This is a genomic window from Lysinibacillus sp. NPDC093197 (genome assembly GCF_044754025.1).
Lineage (GTDB): Bacteria > Bacillota > Bacilli > Bacillales_A > Planococcaceae > Lysinibacillus.
In genome coordinates this window covers 17,481-34,863 of sequence record NZ_JBIVOH010000004.1, presented here as the reverse complement: position 1 = coordinate 34,863, position 17,383 = coordinate 17,481, and the positions used below count along the sequence as shown (strand labels likewise).

Below are 17,383 nucleotides of genomic sequence, written 5' to 3'. Positions count from 1 at the left end.
AAAAGAAAGAATTGCTAAGTTTAACATAGTGAAATAGCAAAATTAGCGAACATATTTTTATTCTTAAATTTTAACCGTGCCTTCTTTTTTTAAATAGAAAAATCTTCTGGAATAAATACTTTTAATTGCTTTGGTCGTACAAATACATTGTCGCCTACTTTTAGTTGAAGATTTGTAAACTGATCTTTTGTCAGCTCTGCCTCTAAAAATTCATCAATATCAAGACGGCGCAGTTCAATTTGTACAATTGGTCCTAGCAAATGTATATGGCTTATTTGAGCAGGAACAGTGCCTGACACCGCTGTTTTTTCAATTTGTATATCGTGTGGGCGAACGTAGCCTACAGCATCGTCCTGTGTATGAGCATGCGTGTCTGGCACATCAATGGCAAATTCTCCATGTGTCAGCTTTCCGTTATGTAAACGCCCTTTGAAGAGGTTGACATTACCTAAGAAATCATAGACAAATGGACTTTTAGGGTGGGTGTAAACTTCATCTGGACTGCCAATTTGCTCAATTTTACCGTTGTTCATCACGACAATTCGATCAGCCACATCAAGCGCTTCCTCTTGGTCATGCGTCACAAAAATACTCGTTATTTGAAAATCATCATGTAGCTTTCGCAACCACCGCCGTAATTCCTTACGCACTTTAGCATCGAGTGCACCGAATGGTTCATCTAATAAAAGTACTTTAGGTTCGACAGCGAGAGCGCGAGCGAGTGCGACACGTTGACGTTGCCCACCAGATAGCTGAGTTGGATAACGATCCGAGAAATTTTCTAGTTTAACAAGTCGTAGTAATGTCATTACTTTATCGGTTATTTCTGCTTTGGATGGTCTTGTTTTACGTGGCCGTACTTTCAGGCCATAAGCTACATTATCAAAAACAGTCATATGGCGAAAAAGCGCATAATGTTGGAAAACAAAGCCTACGTTTCGTTCCTTCGGATGACGATTCGTAATCGTTTGACCGTCAAATAATATTTCGCCAACATCGGAGGCTTCGAGTCCTGCAATTACACGAAGTAAAGACGTTTTGCCAGAGCCAGATGGACCAAGCAGTGCTACCAATTCACCAGATTGAATATCAATGGATACATCTTGCAGTGCTTGAAAGGAACCGAATTTCTTTGATACATTTTGTATTTGTATACTCAAGCAAGTATACCCCCTTTAAACTGATTTTGATTTCCAAGCAACAATATCTTTTATAATAAGCGTAATAATAGCTAGCACACTCATCAATGACGCAACAGCAAAGGCTGCTGAAAATTGATATTCATTGTATAAAATTTCGATATGAAGCGGCATTGTATTCGTCATACCACGAATATGACCCGATACGACAGAAACAGCTCCGAATTCGCCAATTGCACGAGCATTACATAATATCAAACCATAAAATAATCCCCATTTAATATTGGGTAATGTGACATACCAAAAGGTTTTAAAGCCATTAGCCCCGAGAGAAATAGAGGCCTCTTCTTCTGATGTCCCTTGTGCCTGCATTAATGGCACGAGCTCTCTTGCTACAAAGGGCAATGTGACAAAAATAGTAGCAAGTACAATGCCCGGCAAAGCAAAAACAATTTTAATATCGTTGGCAAATAGCCAGTTCCCAAACAGACCTTGTGCACCGAATAGCAATATAAACACTAAACCTGCGATAACTGGTGACACAGCAAAAGGTAGGTCAATCACTGTAAGTAATAGATTTTTCCCTTTATAGTTAAATTTCGTTAGTGTCCAAGCTGCCATAATGCCGAAGATTGCATTTAAAGGAACTGCGATTGCCACTACTGTTAAGGTTAATTTTATAGCAGCTAATGCATCTGGATGGGTAATTGCGTCAAAATAGACGTCTGCTCCTTTTTGAAAGGCTGTTATAAAAATTGATACGAGAGGAAGAACGATAAAACATGCTAAAAAAGCAAGCGCAATAAATGTTAATACATAACGAACAATACGAGGCTCCTGTAGGGCAGCGGGCTTTGCCGTTGCAATGTGTGATTCAGGAGCAATTGGTTCGATTACCGTAGACTGATCCATAAATACCTCCTAATGTACAAAGCGACGATTTGCTAGCCACTGTATTAAATTAATGGTGAACAATAAGACAAATGATGTAATAAGCATGACGGCAGCAATAGAAGTAGCGCCTGCATAGTCATATTGTTCAAGCTTTGTCATAATGATTAATGGTGTAATTTCCGTCTTCATCGGCATATTCCCAGCAATAAAGACAACTGATCCATATTCCCCTAGGGCACGTGCAAAGGCTAACGAAAAGCCTGTTAAAATGGCAGGTGCTAGTTCAGGGAAAATAATTTTTATGACTGTTTGGAGCCTTGTTGCTCCAAGACTTGCTGAGGCTTCTTCGACTTCAGTACTAATGTTTTGTAAAACAGGTTGCACGGTGCGCACTACAAATGGAAGTCCAATAAAGGTTAGTGCAATAATGATACCAAGTGGTGTAAAAGCGATTTTAAAATCGAAAAATTGACCTATCCAACCATTCGGGGCATAAAGAGATGTTAAAGCAATTCCTGCTACTGCTGTAGGTAAAGCAAATGGTAAATCTACAAGACCGTCAATGATGCGCTTAAACGGAAAATGGTAACGCACGAGTACCCAAGCGATAATGGTGCCAAAGACAACATTAAGTAAACCAGCAGCTAGTGCTGTGCCGAAACTGAGCTTATAGGAGGCAACTGCACGTGGATCGGTTATAATTGTCACGAATTCAGCCCAACTCAAGGACATCGTCTGAATAAAAATCATTGCTAAAGGCAAGAGCACAAGCAAACTAACGTATAGCATTGTATAACCAAGAGAAAGATGGAAGCCGGGAATAACTCGTGCCGGCTTCTTTTTTAATGTTAGGCTACTCATCATATGCCTCCTTATTGTGGAACGTAAATTTCATCGAACGTGCCACCGTCTTTAAAATGCTTGGACTGTGCTTCTGCCCAACCGCCAAAGTCATCAATTGAAATGAGCTCAAGCTTTGGAAATTGATCTTGGTATTTTGCTAATATTTCTTCATTGCGTGGTCGATAGTAGTTTTTTGCAGCAATTTCTTGCCCAATATCGCTATATAAATGTTGTAAGTATGCTTCTGCCACTTCGCGCGTCCCTTTTTTATCTACAATTTTGTCAACAATTGCAACAGGAGGCTCTGCTAAAATACTCAATGAAGGTGTAACGATTTCAAATTCATCTTCCCCTAATTCATTGAGTGATAAATAAGCTTCATTTTCCCAAGCAATTAACACATCACCTATTTTCCGTTCAACAAACGTCGTCGTAGCGCCGCGAGCCCCAGAATCAAGTACCTCTACATTGCTATACAACGCCTTCATAAAATCCTTTATTTGCTTCTCGTCATTGTTATACAACTTTGCAGCAAACCCCCATGCAGCTAAGTAATTCCAACGTGCACCACCTGAAGTTTTTGGGTTTGGTGTGATGACTGATACATCGTCTTTTGTTAAATCACTCCAGTCTTGTATAGCTTTTGGATTGCCTTTTCGTACTAAAAAGACAATTGTAGAAGTGTAGGGTGTAGAATTATTTTCAAATTCAGTTTGCCAGTCTTTATTTAGCAGATCGCGAGCTTGGGCGATTTCATCAATATCATAGGCAAGTGCTAGTGTCACAACATCGGCTTCTTGACCATCAATGACCGCTCGCCCTTGTTTACCAGAGCCACCATGTGATTGATGAATCTTCACATCTTGACCTGTTTCGTCTTTCCACTTTGCGATAAAGTCTTTATTAAATTCATCATAAAGCTCCCGCGTTGGATCATAAGAAACATTTAGTAGCTCAACTGACTTTTTTGTGTCTTCCGTACTTGTATCGTTGTCTGTGGATGTGCTATTACATCCTGTTAACATTAAAGTTAAGCCAGATAAGAGTACAAATGATTGAAAAATATGCTTTCTTTTTTTCATCAAAAATCTCCCCTTTTTCTCAAAAGAACACAAAAGACCATCTCTCAAAAACGTGTACAAACACATTTTGAGTAGATGGCCTTCAGATCCTCTGATCAGCATTTTTTTATTTTTAATTAGCTTAGTACCACATTAAACATATATTTCCTATTAGTCAACAAGGAATTATGAAAAATTTCTGTTTTTTTTCAGACAATTAACCGATGTGCAGACGGTGAGTAGCAAAAGACAAATTATTTGAATAAAATTATTTGTAAATGATGAGCGTGACATTCAAATGGGAAATAAAATGATACTGCTGAAAGAAGTTTAGATTTTTTATAAAACCTAGTTGACTACTAGGTGTAATTTAGTATATATTTGGTAATAAGAAGTATGATTGCTAAATGAGGTACAAGATTACTAGTTTACAATCATCCATAAAAGCTGGCTAGTCAAACTAGAGGCGTTTTAACGAAGGCACAATGCAATTGTTGTGTCTGTTGTTAAAACGCCTTTTGCTATATCTGAAAATGTTTCGAGGGGGATTACATGTTAACGTATGCAACTTGGCAGGAGCCAACGGTTAATTTTGGAGTGGATGAATCCTTTAAAGGTGCACTAGAGGTTTTACAATGGAGCTATGCACAATATGGCGATAACATCGTTTATGCCTGTAGCTTTGGTATAGAGGGAATTGTATTAATCGATCTCATCTCAAAGGTTAAGCCAAACGCTACTATCGTTTTTTTAGACACAGATGTCCATTTTAAAGAAACATATGAAACGATTGAACGTGTAAAGCAAAAATATCCACAGCTTAATATAATCTTGCAGAAACCTAAGCTTACACTTGATGAACAAAAGGCTCAATATGGAGATGAATTATGGAAGTCCAACCCTAATAAGTGCTGCGATATTCGAAAAATTAAGCCATTACATGAGGCATTATCAGGAGCTACAGCTTGGATTTCAGGTTTGCGCAGGGAACAATCCCCGACACGACAGCAGACGAATTTTATCAATCGTGATGATAAATTTAAGTCGATTAAAATTTGTCCGCTCATTCATTGGTCGTGGAAAGATGTATGGCGTTATGTTTCAAAGCATGATTTAACTTACAATCCGTTACACGATCAAGGCTATCCGAGCATTGGCTGTGAACACTGTACACAACCAGCCTTTACAATGGATGACCTACGCGCAGGCAGATGGCAAGGATCTGCTAAAACTGAATGTGGGCTACATGAATAGGGGCGTTTAAATTATGCTGGAATATATTGCAATAGCCATTAGTTTATTTTTTGCAATGAATATTGGTGCAAGTGGAGCAGCCGCTTCAATGGGTGTAGCCTACGGAGCGGGGGCAATTAAAAAAGCTTGGCATGCACTACTAATTTGTGCAGTAGGGGTTTTTGCAGGCGCGATTCTAGGTGGTGGGGAAGTTGTAAAGACAATAAGCTCAGGAATTATGCCACAAGAGTATATTACGGTGAAAATCGTCGTGATTATATTAATTTCTGCCACAAGCTCATTGTTTCTTGCCAATCTATTAGGCATTCCATTATCGACAAGTGAAGTAACCGTAGGGGCAGTAGTCGGTGTAGGAATTGCCTATCGCGTGCTATATGTTAAATCATTGCTTGTCATTATGTCCTTTTGGGTAATCGTTCCGCTAATAGCATTTGTCATTGCTCTCGTATTTGGTAAGGTACTAAATAAATTTCAAGGAAAGGGATTATTAGCAAACCATCCGTTGTTAACAGTGCTACTCGTGCTTGCAGGATTTTTTGAAGCCTTCTCAGCAGGTATGAACAATGTTGCTAATGCAGTTGGCCCACTTGTTGGTGCTGGGATGATAACTGTCTCAAATGGCATTTGGCTTGGGGGTGCATTTGTTGCGATAGGAGCGATGCTATTAGGAAAACGCGTACTCGAAACGAATGGGAAAAAAATTGTACGTTTCGAGAAAGCTGAGGGCATTCTAATTTCAAGTACAGGTGCATTGCTTGTTGGAATCAGTTCGCTGTTTGGATTACCCGTACCGTTAACGCAAGTAACGTCCTCCTCTATCATTGGTATAGGAATGGCGAAAAGCGGAAAACAAATTTTTCATAAACATATCGTCAAAAAAATTATGTGTATTTGGCTTGTTTCACCTATTTTTTCATTAGCGATTTCTTATAGTCTCATTCAGTTATTTATGAAGAAAGATTTATATGCCATCGTAATAATGGGAAGCGTCATAATCGGAACGCTTGGTGCGATTAGTTTAATGAGAACAATGCGTGAAGAGGAACGATCAATTTACGATGCTGGTGAAGGTATTTAATGATAAAACATACTATTCGAATTAATTTAGGAGGAATATAAATGACGCTACAACCACATGGCGGTGCTTTAGTGCAAGCCTATAATCCACAGAAATCGGTAGTACATATTAAAAAGGAGATTGAATTGGATGCAATTGCGTTAAGTGATTTAGAGTTAATTGCAATCGGTGGATATAGCCCAATCGATGGTTTTTTAACTAAAAGTGATTATGAATCTGTCGTTGAACATACAAGGTTAGCCTCTGGAATTGTATGGAGTATTCCTATTACACTTCCTGTTAACAACGAAGTCGCAGCAACATTACAGCCAGGGGATGAAGCGAAATTAGTATATGGCAACGAAATTTATGGTGTCATCGATATCACTGATATATATGAGCCAGATAAACTAAAAGAGGCACTACTCATTTACGGTACACAGGATTTAGCACATCCTGGTGTGAAAAAGCTCCATGAGCGGCAGGCGATATATGTTGGAGGTAAAATTACATTAATAAAGCGTCTTGAGCAAAAATTCCCTACTTATTCATTTGATCCAAAGGAGACACGTCAGTTGTTTAAGGAAAAGGGATGGCAAACAATTGTGGGCTTTCAAACACGTAATCCTGTTCATCGTGCACATGAATATATCCAAAAGGCGGCATTAGAAACAATCGATGGCTTATTTTTAAATCCGTTAGTAGGCGAAACGAAGTCAGATGATGTATCGGCAGGTATACGCATGGAGAGCTATAAGGTTCTTTTAGAAAATTACTATCCTCAAAATCGTGTGCAATTAGGTGTCTTTCCAGCAGCAATGCGTTATGCAGGGCCAAAAGAAGCCATTTTCCATGCACTTGTGCGAAAAAATTACGGCTGCACCCATTTTATTGTAGGACGTGATCACGCAGGGGTAGGTGATTATTATGGAACATACGATGCTCAAAAAATCTTTGAACAATTTACAGAAGATGAACTTGGTATTGTTCCTTTAAAGTTTGAACATAGTTTCTATTGCACTAAATGTGAAGGTATGGCTACAACAAAAACATGCCCGCATGATAGTGCATCACATGTTATTTTATCCGGTACGAAAGTGCGGGAAATGCTTCGGAATGGGGAAGTTCCTCCAAGTACATTTAGCCGTAAAGAGGTTGTCGATGTACTTATTAAAGGCATGCGTGAGGAGGTGTTAAAATGAGTTCCAATATCGTTTGGCATGAGTCATCCATTACAAAAGAAGAACGCCGCACTCAAAATAAACATCAAAGCTTTATTTTATGGTTTACAGGGCTATCAGCTTCAGGGAAATCATCCGTAGCAAATGCCCTTGCCCGTGGCCTATTTGAACGAGGGAACCAGGCATTCGTACTGGACGGCGATAATGTACGACATGGGTTAAATAATGATTTAGGCTTTGACGAAGTAAGCCGTAAGGAAAATATAAGGCGTATCGGGGAAGTTTCCAAGCTTTTTGTGGAAGGCGGTCAAATTGTGCTCACGGCATTTATTTCACCTTATAGAGAAGATCGCCAAGTTGTTCGTAAGCTAGTGGAAGAGGGAGAATTTTTAGAAGTGTATGTGAGATGCTCTGTAGAAACATGTGAACAGCGTGATCCAAAAGGTCTTTATAAAAAAGCACGCAATGCGGAAATTGCCAATTTTACAGGTATTAGTGCGCCATACGAAGAACCTGAACATCCAGAATTTATTTTGGACACGGAACGCTACTCTATTGAGGAATGTGTCGAGCAGTTAACGACGTTTTTAACGGAAAAAGGCTATATTTAAAACAGGAACAGGAGAAATCGCCAGTAAAAGTCCCTGAATCGCCGGTAAAACAGGGGAAATCGCCCGAAAAGGCCTTTGAATCGCCCGTAAAACTAGAGAAATTGCCCGTAAAAGCCAGTGAATCGCCAGTAAACCTGCGGAAAGCAACCTGTAGCGAACATCAACGGCATAACAAAAAAGTGTTAGATTGATTGCAGTCAATCTAACACTTTTTATTTTTGTCTCAGCCTCTTATTTGATACCTTGTTCTTTTTTCATTTTATCAATTTCAGGACCTAGCTCGTCACGTACTGTTCCCTTCCAAGGTTTAACACCTGCTATATAGGATGAACGGGTCATGATATGTCCACCGACAGGGCCTGTAATAAAGAGAAACAATATACCGAGTAAAATACGAGGGTTAAAATGATCCTCGATAAGCCAAAAGTGAAAGAATACGCCAATCAATACACACATAACACCGAGTGTTGCACTTTTAGAAGCGGCATGTGCACGTGTATACAAATCAGGTAATCGAATTAGCCCAATAGCTGTTACGACGATAAATAGTACCCCGATAGAAATGAACAGAATAACTATAGTATTAGCGAGAATTGTCACGTTTAATGATATCTCCTTTCTCTATGAATTTAGAGAAAGCAACTGTACCGATGAACGATAAAATCGCTAACAATAATACAATTTCTAAAAAGAAGCTCGTTTCCACTAAAATTGAAAATAAAGCGATTAATGAAATTAGTGACACTCCTAAGGAATCTAGTGCTACGACGCGATCGGACGCGGATGGCCCTTTCACCATACGGAAAATCACGGCGATCATTGATAAGCAAATCACTACGATCGCTGCAATAATAAACGTCATCATGATTTACTCACCTCCAAAATGGCTTTTTCAAAAGAATCACGAATGGATGCAATGGCATCGTCTACATCACTAATATCAATAGCATGGACAAACAATGTTTTTGCATCGTCCGATACATGAACGACAACGGTTCCTGGTGTTAAAGTAATGAGACTCGATAATAATGTAATTTCCCAATCTTCTTTTAGGACAGTAGGGTAAGCAAAGAAGGCAGGTTGCATATCTAGCTTAGGCTTTAACACAACTTTCAGTACTTGAATATTTGCTAATATTAACTCCTTAAAGAAGAGCACAGTAAGTTTAATAATTGCCCATATACGGAAAACATAGAGACGTTTAAAAAAGAATCTTCTCATAATCACGAGCAATATAATACCGAGAATGAAGCCTACTATAAAGCCTGTTGCTGTATAGTTAGATGAAAGAAACATCCAAACGAAGGCAAGAGCAAAGTTTAAAATAATTTGAAATGCCATAGCTCTAATCCTCCTTCATTACAGCATCTATATAAATAGATGGGTCATTTAATAGTTTCGCAGCATCATCCATAAATGGTGTTATCCACTCTGAACCAACACCGTATGCTACTGTAATAAGCACCAATATGACAGTTGGTACGAAAAGGGTAGTGTATACTTTTTTATCGACAGTACCCGTTGTCGCTTTTTCCTCTCCCCAGAAGGCATAAAGGAAAATACGAATAACAGAAAGTAGCACAAGTAAAGATGAGGCTAAAATAAAGATACTACTCCACATGCTACCAGCCTCAAAGCCGCCTTGAACTATTAACAGCTTTCCAACAAAACCACTAAGTGGGGGAATCCCTGCTAAACCGAAGGCAGCTATTAAATAAAACCAGCCTAGCACAGGGTACTTTTTCATAAGTCCGCCCATTTTCCGTAAATCTGATGTGCCTGTAATGTAGATTACAATACCAATCAACATAAAGAGGGCTGCCTTTATAAGCATGTCATGGATTAAGTAGAACATCGCACCCTTTAACGCCACTTCATTCATTTGAGATACACCAAATAAAATGACACCTACTGCAATAACAATGTTATAGATAATAATGAGTTTGACATCGAAATAGGCAAGTGCCCCGATACAGCCTGCAATAATCGTTCCAATTGCTAGTATCATCAGCAAATGATGTGTATACGATAAATCATGTACGAAAAATAGTGTGTATGTGCGAGTAATCGCGTAAACGCCAACTTTTGTTAGAAGTGCACCAAATAGTGTCAACACAGGAATCGGTGCAGCTGCATAAGAAGTTGGAAGCCAGAAGTAAAGCGGGAATATCGCCGCTTTTAAACCAAATACCATTAAAAACAGCACAGCAATAACGGTTATGATACCTGGCTGATTAATCTCGCTAATTTTCACCGCAATGTCTGCCATATTCAGTGTGCCTACAACTGAGTATAGGAAAGCTACTGTAATTACAAACAATGCTGAAGATATGACATTAATTAAAATATATTTAATGGAGCCTTTAAGTTGTCCTTTTTCTCCACCTAGTACAATTAGTAAATAGGACGCCATTAATAATACTTCAAAGAATACGAATAAGTTAAAAATATCCCCTGTCGTAAATGCGCCATTCACACCTGTTAAAATAAACATAATACCAGGATAATAGAAAAAGCGTTCACGCTCCTTTGTAATAGAACCAAAGCCGTACCAAACAACGAAGAATGCAATGAGTAATGTTGTCGTTACTAACAGTGCAGACATCATATCCGAAACCATTGTAATACCATATGGTACGGGCCAATCTCCGAATGTAACTTTCTGCAGACCGTCATTTTTTACTTTCAATAAAAGTGAAACGGCTGATATGAAAGCGAGTAGAATGCCTAGTAAAGCAAACGTGCGCTGATATTTTAAATTTTTCTGCCCAAACATTAAAATCATGCCGAAGAAGAACGGAATGATGATTGGTAGTAAAAGGAAGTTATTCATCCTCATCACTTCCTCTCATTAAGCTAATATCATCTGTCTCTAGCTCCTGATATGAGCGATATGCAAGTACTAGGAAGAAAGCCGTTACCCCAAAGCTAATAACAATAGCGGTTAAAATTAAAGCTTGTGGTAAAGGGTCAGCAAACGTTTTGGCACCTTCTTTTAAAACAGGAGGAGCCTCCCCTGTAAGTCCACCCATTGTTAAAATGAGTAAATGTGCACCGTGGCTTAGAAGCCCAGTACCGATAATAATACGTAATAAGCTTTTCGATAATATTAAATAAACCGCTGCCATAAACAAAAAGCCAATGACAAACGCCATAATTATTTCCATTATTCATCCTCTCCAATCGTTTGAATAATGGTCATCGTAACGCCAACAACAACCAAGTAAACACCGCTGTCAAAAAGCATTGCAGTGTGTAAGGATTGCTTACCTAGAAGCGGTAGTTCGAAATAATCAAAGAAATGTGTGAAAAAAGGTTTCCCTAAAAACATAGGGAATGCCGCTGTTGCAAGTGCCAATAATAAGCCCGTTGCAGTTAAATACGTATAGTTGATCGGTAAAACATTGCGTACAGTGTTTAAATCAAAGGCAAGTACTAAGAGCACGATGGCACTCGATGTTAAAAGTCCTCCTACAAAGCCTCCACCTGGTGTATAATGACCAGCTAAAAAAATATGAATGGAGAAGAAGAAAATAATGAAGAATACAATTTTAGCTGTGAATTGTATTATCACATCATTTGTTTTCATGCGATTTCTCCTTTCTATTCATACGCAGCTTGATCATTGCTAAAATTGCCATTCCAGCAATACCTAACACTGTAATTTCAAATAATGTATCAAAGCCACGATAGTCTACTAAAATAACATTTACAATGTTCCCGCCACCTGCTAATGAATAGACGGTTTCTTCGTAATATTTTGAGATAGTCGGGACAAGCTTTTGAGAATGTGCCGATAAGGCTATAAGCGTCACCATCACACCAACTGCGATTGAAATAACCGCACGATTCAACTGAAAGCGCATGCGTTCTTCACGTTTTCCAAGCTTCGGAAGATGGTAAAACGCCAATAAAAATAATGCGACAGAAATAGTTTCAATAACTAGCTGTGTTAAAGCTAAATCAGGTGCATTAAAAATTACGAAAAATAATGCAACAGTGTATCCGACAGAACCAAGTCCAATGATTGCTGTAAGACGTGACTTCGCAAAAATAGTAATCGTTGTGCCAATAATTAATACAACTATTAAAATTAATTGGTAAGATCGAATTGGGGCTGCGCCTTCAAAGGATATTGAAAAGGCATCCTTGGCAAATAACGTCCCAATTGAAATAACAGCAATAGCACTAAACATATACAGTAGATAGTGACGCATAGAACCAGTCATATAAAGACGTGATACACGATTTAATCCGACATCTAAACCAAGCATTGTTTTGTCATAGGCATTATTGAGCGTAAGAGCACGCGGGAATAGTTTATAGATGCCTTGCCATTTAGGTAAAGCAACAAATAATAAGACGCCTATAATGACAATGCCGATAGTCATGATTAACTCCGGTGTTAGACCTCCATGCCAGGCTGCCACGTGAATATTGATATCTTTAGGAACATCATATAAAAACGGCTGAATGGCTTGTACTGCAGGCTTTACAAACGTATCCCCAATTATATTAGGAATGAAGAAAATAACGACTACTAATGATGCTAAAATCATCGGTGATATTAGCATACCAATAGGAGCCTCATGTGGTTTATGAGCGTAAAGCTCTGGTTTATATTTTCCTGTAAATGTTCTAAATACAAAGTAGAAACTATAAATAAACGTAAAAATACTCGCTACCCAAGCAACGATAGGGAAAAGAACGCCCCATGTATCAAAACCAAAAAATTCGAAATTTTGAAGTGCTAACATAGCAGTTAAAAACATTTCCTTACTTAGGAAACCATTAAATGGAGGTAATCCTGACATTGAGAAGCTGCCAATTGCCGCCACTGTAAAGCTAAGAGGCATAATGCTCATTAATCCCCCAAGTTTACGGATATCACGAGTACCTGTTTCATGGTCGATAATCCCTGCAATCATAAATAAGCTACCTTTAAATGTTGCGTGGTTAATAAGGTGGAAAATGGCTGCAAATGCCGCATATTTAAACACTGAATCAGCTGCACCGTTTACATGAAATGCAACTGCCCCAGCGCCTAGTAGTGACATAATTAATCCAAGCTGACTGACAGTAGAAAACGCTAGAATTCCTTTTAAATCGGTTTGCTTTAATGCAAAGAACGAACCCCAGAATAGCGTTAACAGACCTACTCCTGTAACAAGCCATACCCATAGCTCAGAAGCTGCAAAAATTGGTGTAAAGCGAGCCACTAAGTAAATCCCTGCTTTTACCATTGTTGCAGAGTGTAAATATGCGCTGACTGGTGTCGGTGCTTCCATTGCATCAGGTAACCAAATGTAGAATGGGAATTGTGCAGATTTTGTAAATGCCCCTAGGAGTAATAAAACGAGTGCCCATGTGAACAATGGATGTTGCACTAGGTTTGGTGCCATTGCTATAAGTTCACGAATTGAATATGTTCCACCCATTAAATAAAGTAGGATAAATCCTCCTAACATCATTAAGCCGCCGAAGACTGTAATCATCATTGATTTTAGTGCACCGAAGCGAGAAGCATCACGTGTGTACCAATAACCAATAAGTAGGAATGATGAAATCGACGTTAACTCCCAGAAGAAGTACAAAGTAATTAAATGATCAGATTGTACAACACCGAGCATTGCGGTCATAAACAATAATAAGTAAACATAAAAATTATGTAGTTTTTCTTTATGTTTATCTAAGTAAAAAATGGAGTAAAGCACAACGAGTGAGCCAATTCCTGTAATGAGTAACGAAAATAGTAAGCTAAGTCCATCCAAATATGATACGAAAGAAATATCGAGCGATGGAATCCAAGGTATTCCATCATAAAACACTTCTCCTTGGGCAACTCTCGCTATATAAGTAGCATAAATAACGGCGAGTGTTGCAGGTACTGCCAGAACAAACCAGCCTGTATGAATATTTTTTACGCTTTTATATATAAAAGGCACAAATATTGCAGCAAGCATCGGGATGAAAATATAGAGTACTTGTAACAAAAAAATCCTCCTTTATGCAGGTAAGTGTAATAATTATAACGTACTTTCGTAGGGAATGCATTTGGACTAACAGGATTTAGCTTGGATAGCAGGAGAATTTTAGCTATATTATAAATAGGAAGTTATCAAAAAAAACAGAGGAAAAAAATTTTTATGAGGAACCCTTACATATATGGTTATTTACCATTAATTACAATTTTATTGTTTAGTTTAACGTTCGGCATGTATGCAGTAGGCGAAGCATTACAATTATTTCAAGCAATCGGTGTTTATTCAGGAATGCGTGAATTTTTATCGGATTTTGAATTACGTGTATTATTGCTAGTTGTATTTGCGGTTATTTTTTTTATGGCAATTTCTGCGCTTAAATTAGTTGGTGAAACAATTCATGAACTAGGTATGTTATTTTTTTCAAAAGATAATGAAGGTGCAGCAGTAAGCCAAGCGCGTGGAGGCTATGTCATTCTATTTATTGGAGCTATGTGTTCTGTCTTTGCTATTCAATCCATTTATGCATTAGCAGGTATATTCGTTTTAACGATTTTTATCTATTTCATTTATCTTATTTATAAAATGAGCCTTTTTATGTCCATGGGTGGCACGATTGGATTACTAATATTTGAACTTTTCATGTGGACAATATTATTTTCGTTATTAGTTTATGTGATTTTAAAATTGTATAACGGTGTACTGGCAAGTCTACCTTTTGCAAAATAAAGTCAGTGCCAGTCACTCAAACAATTCTGAATACTGCCAGTAATGTATTTTTAATAACTAAGTAAAAACCCACGTAGACTCCTGCGGGAATGCACGCAAAGTAAGCCGCAACAAATCGCACGATAGCGACGGTTGCGGCTAACAGTGTGCCCGCGGAAAGCGAGTGGGTTTTTACGTTTTAGAAGATGCCAGTGTGCTAGGTGTCTTTGCTAAGTGCCAGTCACTCAAACAATTCTGAATTCTGCCAGTAATATATTGAAAAACCCACTTAGACTCTTGCGGGAACGCACGTAAAGTAAGACGCAACAAACCGCGCGACAGCGACGGTTGCGGCTAACAGTGTGCCCGCGGAAAGCAAGTGGGTTTTTACATTTTAGAAGAGTACAGTGTGCTAGGTGTCCTTGATAAGTGCCAGTCACTCAAACAATTCTGAATACTGCCAGTAATGTATTTTTAATAACTAAGTAAAAACCCACGTAGACTCCTGCGGGAACGCACGTAAAGTAAGACGCAACAAACCGCGCGACAGCGAGGGTTGCGGCTTACGGAGTGCCCGCGGAAAGCAAGTGGGTTTTTACGTTTTAGAAGATTCCATTGTGCTACGCTATAATAAGTCGTTATTTGCTAGGAAACTTTACTCTAGTAAAATATTAAATAGCTTGTGATGAATTTTATACGCTTCTAGTTTTTCCATCGGTTGAGGTTTATCATAGCCAAGCCAAACAGCAGCTGTATACTGATCATTTAAACCGGCTAGCCAATAATCGCGGTAATCATTTGTCGTACCTGTTTTAGCGCCAACATAGTTACTATTATTATAAACACCTTGCCCTGTACCATTTGTTACAACTTCTGTAAGTAACTCTCGCATATATTTTACCGTTTTGGGTGACCATATTTGATCACGTTCCGTATCCCAGCTAAATAGTACAGTGCCGTCATTGGCTGTCACCTTACGAATACTATGTGCAAGGACATATGAGCCGTCAATAAAGCTTGTGTAGGCATCTGCTAACTCCAGAGCTGTAACACCATATGTTAATCCACCCAATGATGCGGCATATGTATGATCCTTTGCCACGATGGAGCGGAAATGGAAGCGATCAAGGTAACTAAATGCCGTCTCGACACCAACAGCATTAAAAAGGCGAAGAGCAGAAGTATTATAACTATTACGGAATGCTGTTCGAATAGTCACATCCCCATATTTATATCCCCCATAGTTTTGAGGGCAAAAAGAACCGACACAATAACTACCACCATTCACGATGGAATCTGGTGTATTTGTTGTCGTTTCAAAAAAAGGTGCATAGACAGCAAGTGGCTTAAATGCTGAACCTGGCTGTCTTGGTCCTTGAAAAGCCCGATGATAATCAAATTTCTCGTAATTTTTACCGGCATATAGACTGATGATTTCACGAGAGGTGTTATTAATTACAGCTCCCGCTGCTTGCAATTGGCCAGTTCCTAGTATAGCCGTCATTTGCTCTTCATCATGATTTTGTTTAGTTGGGTCAAGAGCCGTATAAATGGTTAAACCATTTTGGAACAAAGTATTGAGACGATTGTCTAGTTGTGCTTGAATCAACTTTTTTTCTTCATCACTTTGCGTATTTTGAAGTCGATCCGTATAGCCTTCTTTCTCAGCTACAAGCCAGCGTAGCTCTTGCAGAACATAAGTGCTATACATGGGGTAGCTTTGCATCTTATTTTTCACATTTAATATGACTGGTGCTGCTTTATAAGAAGCTGCATCTTCCTTTGTAATAGCACCACTAGCAGCTAGTGTATCGAGTAGCCGTTCCTGTCTTGCCTTTGTTTCATCAAAATTTTTTAAAGGATTATAAAGTGATGGATTGTTTGGAATAGCAGAAATAAAAGCTATCTCAGCAATTGATAAATCTTGAATAGATTTTTGGAAATAATAGCTCGCTGCACTTCCTATACCATATACTTGATTGCTAAAATAAGATTCATTTAAATACATAGTTAAAATAGCATCTTTATCGTATTTTTTTTCAAGCTCGTAGGCATAAAATAATTCCGTCAATTTTCGTTCGTACGTTTTTTCGTCAGATAAATAGCGCATTCGAACAAGCTGTTGGGTAATGGTACTGCCTCCTTGCGAAGTAGCATTGGCATTAGAGTTCGCGACAACAGCACGAATAATGGCACTAAGATCGAAGCCGATATGATCATAAAAGTCGGCATCCTCACTAGCAATAAAAATTTCCTGGGCAATTTGTGGAATTTCTTGCAGTGTTAAAGGCTGCCTCCATTCGACATATTCTTCGCTAAAGGTTTGACCATCTTGATCTATTAATGTGACGGGAAGCTGAACCTGTACTTCAGGTACATCAATCGTTTCCTCGATTTGTTGTTCGTGGGCTTGGGCTGCATTTAACTCTGATCGTATATTCGTACCGATCCACCAAATGGTAGGTAAACATAGAGTAATAATAATAAAACCAAAAACTTTTTTCATAAATGCCTCCAACTTTGAAAATAAGTCTTTCAACAGAATAGCATATTTTGGATGTATTCCAAATACTCGTTGAGACCTATTTACACATTACGAAACTATAAAAAGAAATAGCAAAGATAGCCCGTTTCTTCCATCATCATTTTGGGTT

Annotated in this window: 17 protein-coding genes; 5 read left to right on the top strand and 12 right to left on the bottom strand. The window is 38.5% G+C overall.

Going from position 1 to position 17,383, the window contains the following annotated elements:
• Positions 1–89: 89 nt before the first annotated feature.
• The 4 genes from ACIP9G_RS12525 to ACIP9G_RS12510 are packed head-to-tail and all read right to left on the bottom strand — an operon-like array spanning position 90 to position 3,958.
• Complete coding sequence (locus tag ACIP9G_RS12525; protein WP_340822840.1) at positions 90–1,160, bottom strand: sulfate/molybdate ABC transporter ATP-binding protein; 1,071 nt, start codon at positions 1,158–1,160, stop codon at positions 90–92.
• A gap of 15 nt (positions 1,161–1,175) precedes the next feature.
• On the bottom strand, positions 1,176–2,051 hold the full coding sequence (gene cysW, locus ACIP9G_RS12520; protein WP_340822841.1) for a sulfate ABC transporter permease subunit CysW: 876 nt from the start codon (positions 2,049–2,051) through the stop codon (positions 1,176–1,178).
• A gap of 9 nt (positions 2,052–2,060) precedes the next feature.
• Positions 2,061–2,894 (bottom strand): sulfate ABC transporter permease subunit CysT, encoded by an 834-nt coding sequence (gene cysT / locus ACIP9G_RS12515; protein WP_401019699.1) that lies wholly within the window; start codon positions 2,892–2,894, stop codon positions 2,061–2,063.
• Between the two features lie 11 nt (positions 2,895–2,905).
• Positions 2,906–3,958 carry a sulfate ABC transporter substrate-binding protein gene (locus ACIP9G_RS12510; protein WP_340822843.1) on the bottom strand — a complete coding sequence of 351 codons (1,053 nt, stop codon included), beginning with the start codon at positions 3,956–3,958 and terminating at the stop codon, positions 2,906–2,908.
• A gap of 531 nt (positions 3,959–4,489) precedes the next feature.
• On the opposite strand from ACIP9G_RS12510, the gene ACIP9G_RS12505 reads away from it, so the two are divergent.
• From ACIP9G_RS12505 to cysC, 4 genes are read left to right on the top strand one after another with little or no spacing between them, the layout of a single operon-like run.
• A complete protein-coding gene (locus tag ACIP9G_RS12505; RefSeq protein ID WP_401019696.1) occupies positions 4,490–5,191 on the top strand; it encodes a phosphoadenylyl-sulfate reductase in 702 nt (233 codons plus the stop codon).
• 16 nt (positions 5,192–5,207) lie between these two features.
• Entirely contained in the window at positions 5,208–6,269 is a 1,062-nt protein-coding gene (locus ACIP9G_RS12500) for a sulfate permease (RefSeq protein ID WP_401020164.1), read from the top strand.
• A 41-nt stretch (positions 6,270–6,310) separates the two neighbouring features.
• On the top strand, positions 6,311–7,450 hold the full coding sequence (gene sat / locus ACIP9G_RS12495) for a sulfate adenylyltransferase (protein WP_401019693.1): 1,140 nt from the start codon (positions 6,311–6,313) through the stop codon (positions 7,448–7,450).
• Positions 7,447–8,040: an adenylyl-sulfate kinase gene (cysC, locus tag ACIP9G_RS12490; protein WP_401019690.1), complete on the top strand. Its 594-nt coding sequence runs from the start codon at positions 7,447–7,449 to the stop codon at positions 8,038–8,040. The genes sat and cysC overlap by 4 nt, the downstream gene beginning before the upstream one ends.
• Positions 8,041–8,271: 231 nt before the next feature.
• Here the strand turns inward: cysC and mnhG are convergent, their stop codons facing one another.
• From mnhG to ACIP9G_RS12455, 7 genes are read right to left on the bottom strand one after another with little or no spacing between them, the layout of a single operon-like run.
• Positions 8,272–8,640, bottom strand: a complete 369-nt coding sequence (gene mnhG, locus ACIP9G_RS12485; RefSeq protein ID WP_340822851.1) for a monovalent cation/H(+) antiporter subunit G — start codon at positions 8,638–8,640, stop codon at positions 8,272–8,274.
• Complete coding sequence (locus ACIP9G_RS12480; protein ID WP_139860686.1) at positions 8,624–8,905, bottom strand: Na(+)/H(+) antiporter subunit F1; 282 nt, start codon at positions 8,903–8,905, stop codon at positions 8,624–8,626. Before ACIP9G_RS12480 ends, mnhG begins: the two co-directional genes overlap by 17 nt.
• Positions 8,902–9,381 carry a Na+/H+ antiporter subunit E gene (locus ACIP9G_RS12475; protein WP_340822852.1) on the bottom strand — a complete coding sequence of 160 codons (480 nt, stop codon included), beginning with the start codon at positions 9,379–9,381 and terminating at the stop codon, positions 8,902–8,904. Before ACIP9G_RS12475 ends, ACIP9G_RS12480 begins: the two co-directional genes overlap by 4 nt.
• 4 nt (positions 9,382–9,385) lie before the next feature.
• Positions 9,386–10,873, bottom strand: a complete 1,488-nt coding sequence (locus ACIP9G_RS12470; RefSeq protein ID WP_401019688.1) for a Na+/H+ antiporter subunit D — start codon at positions 10,871–10,873, stop codon at positions 9,386–9,388.
• Positions 10,866–11,207 (bottom strand): Na(+)/H(+) antiporter subunit C, encoded by a 342-nt coding sequence (locus tag ACIP9G_RS12465; protein ID WP_024364871.1) that lies wholly within the window; start codon positions 11,205–11,207, stop codon positions 10,866–10,868. Before ACIP9G_RS12465 ends, ACIP9G_RS12470 begins: the two co-directional genes overlap by 8 nt.
• Positions 11,207–11,629 carry a Na(+)/H(+) antiporter subunit B gene (locus tag ACIP9G_RS12460; protein WP_340822856.1) on the bottom strand — a complete coding sequence of 141 codons (423 nt, stop codon included), beginning with the start codon at positions 11,627–11,629 and terminating at the stop codon, positions 11,207–11,209. Before ACIP9G_RS12460 ends, ACIP9G_RS12465 begins: the two co-directional genes overlap by 1 nt.
• Entirely contained in the window at positions 11,616–14,033 is a 2,418-nt protein-coding gene (locus ACIP9G_RS12455) for a Na+/H+ antiporter subunit A (RefSeq protein WP_401019686.1), read from the bottom strand. The genes ACIP9G_RS12460 and ACIP9G_RS12455 overlap by 14 nt, the downstream gene beginning before the upstream one ends.
• Before the next feature lie 153 nt (positions 14,034–14,186).
• Here ACIP9G_RS12455 and ACIP9G_RS12450 point away from each other — a divergent pair, with 153 nt between their 5' ends.
• On the top strand, positions 14,187–14,750 hold the full coding sequence (locus tag ACIP9G_RS12450) for a DUF5366 family protein (protein ID WP_340822858.1): 564 nt from the start codon (positions 14,187–14,189) through the stop codon (positions 14,748–14,750).
• Between the two features lie 634 nt (positions 14,751–15,384).
• On the opposite strand, the gene ACIP9G_RS12445 is transcribed toward ACIP9G_RS12450, so the two are convergent.
• Positions 15,385–17,235, bottom strand: a complete 1,851-nt coding sequence (locus tag ACIP9G_RS12445) for a transglycosylase domain-containing protein (RefSeq protein WP_401019683.1) — start codon at positions 17,233–17,235, stop codon at positions 15,385–15,387.
• Positions 17,236–17,383 lie beyond the last annotated feature (148 nt).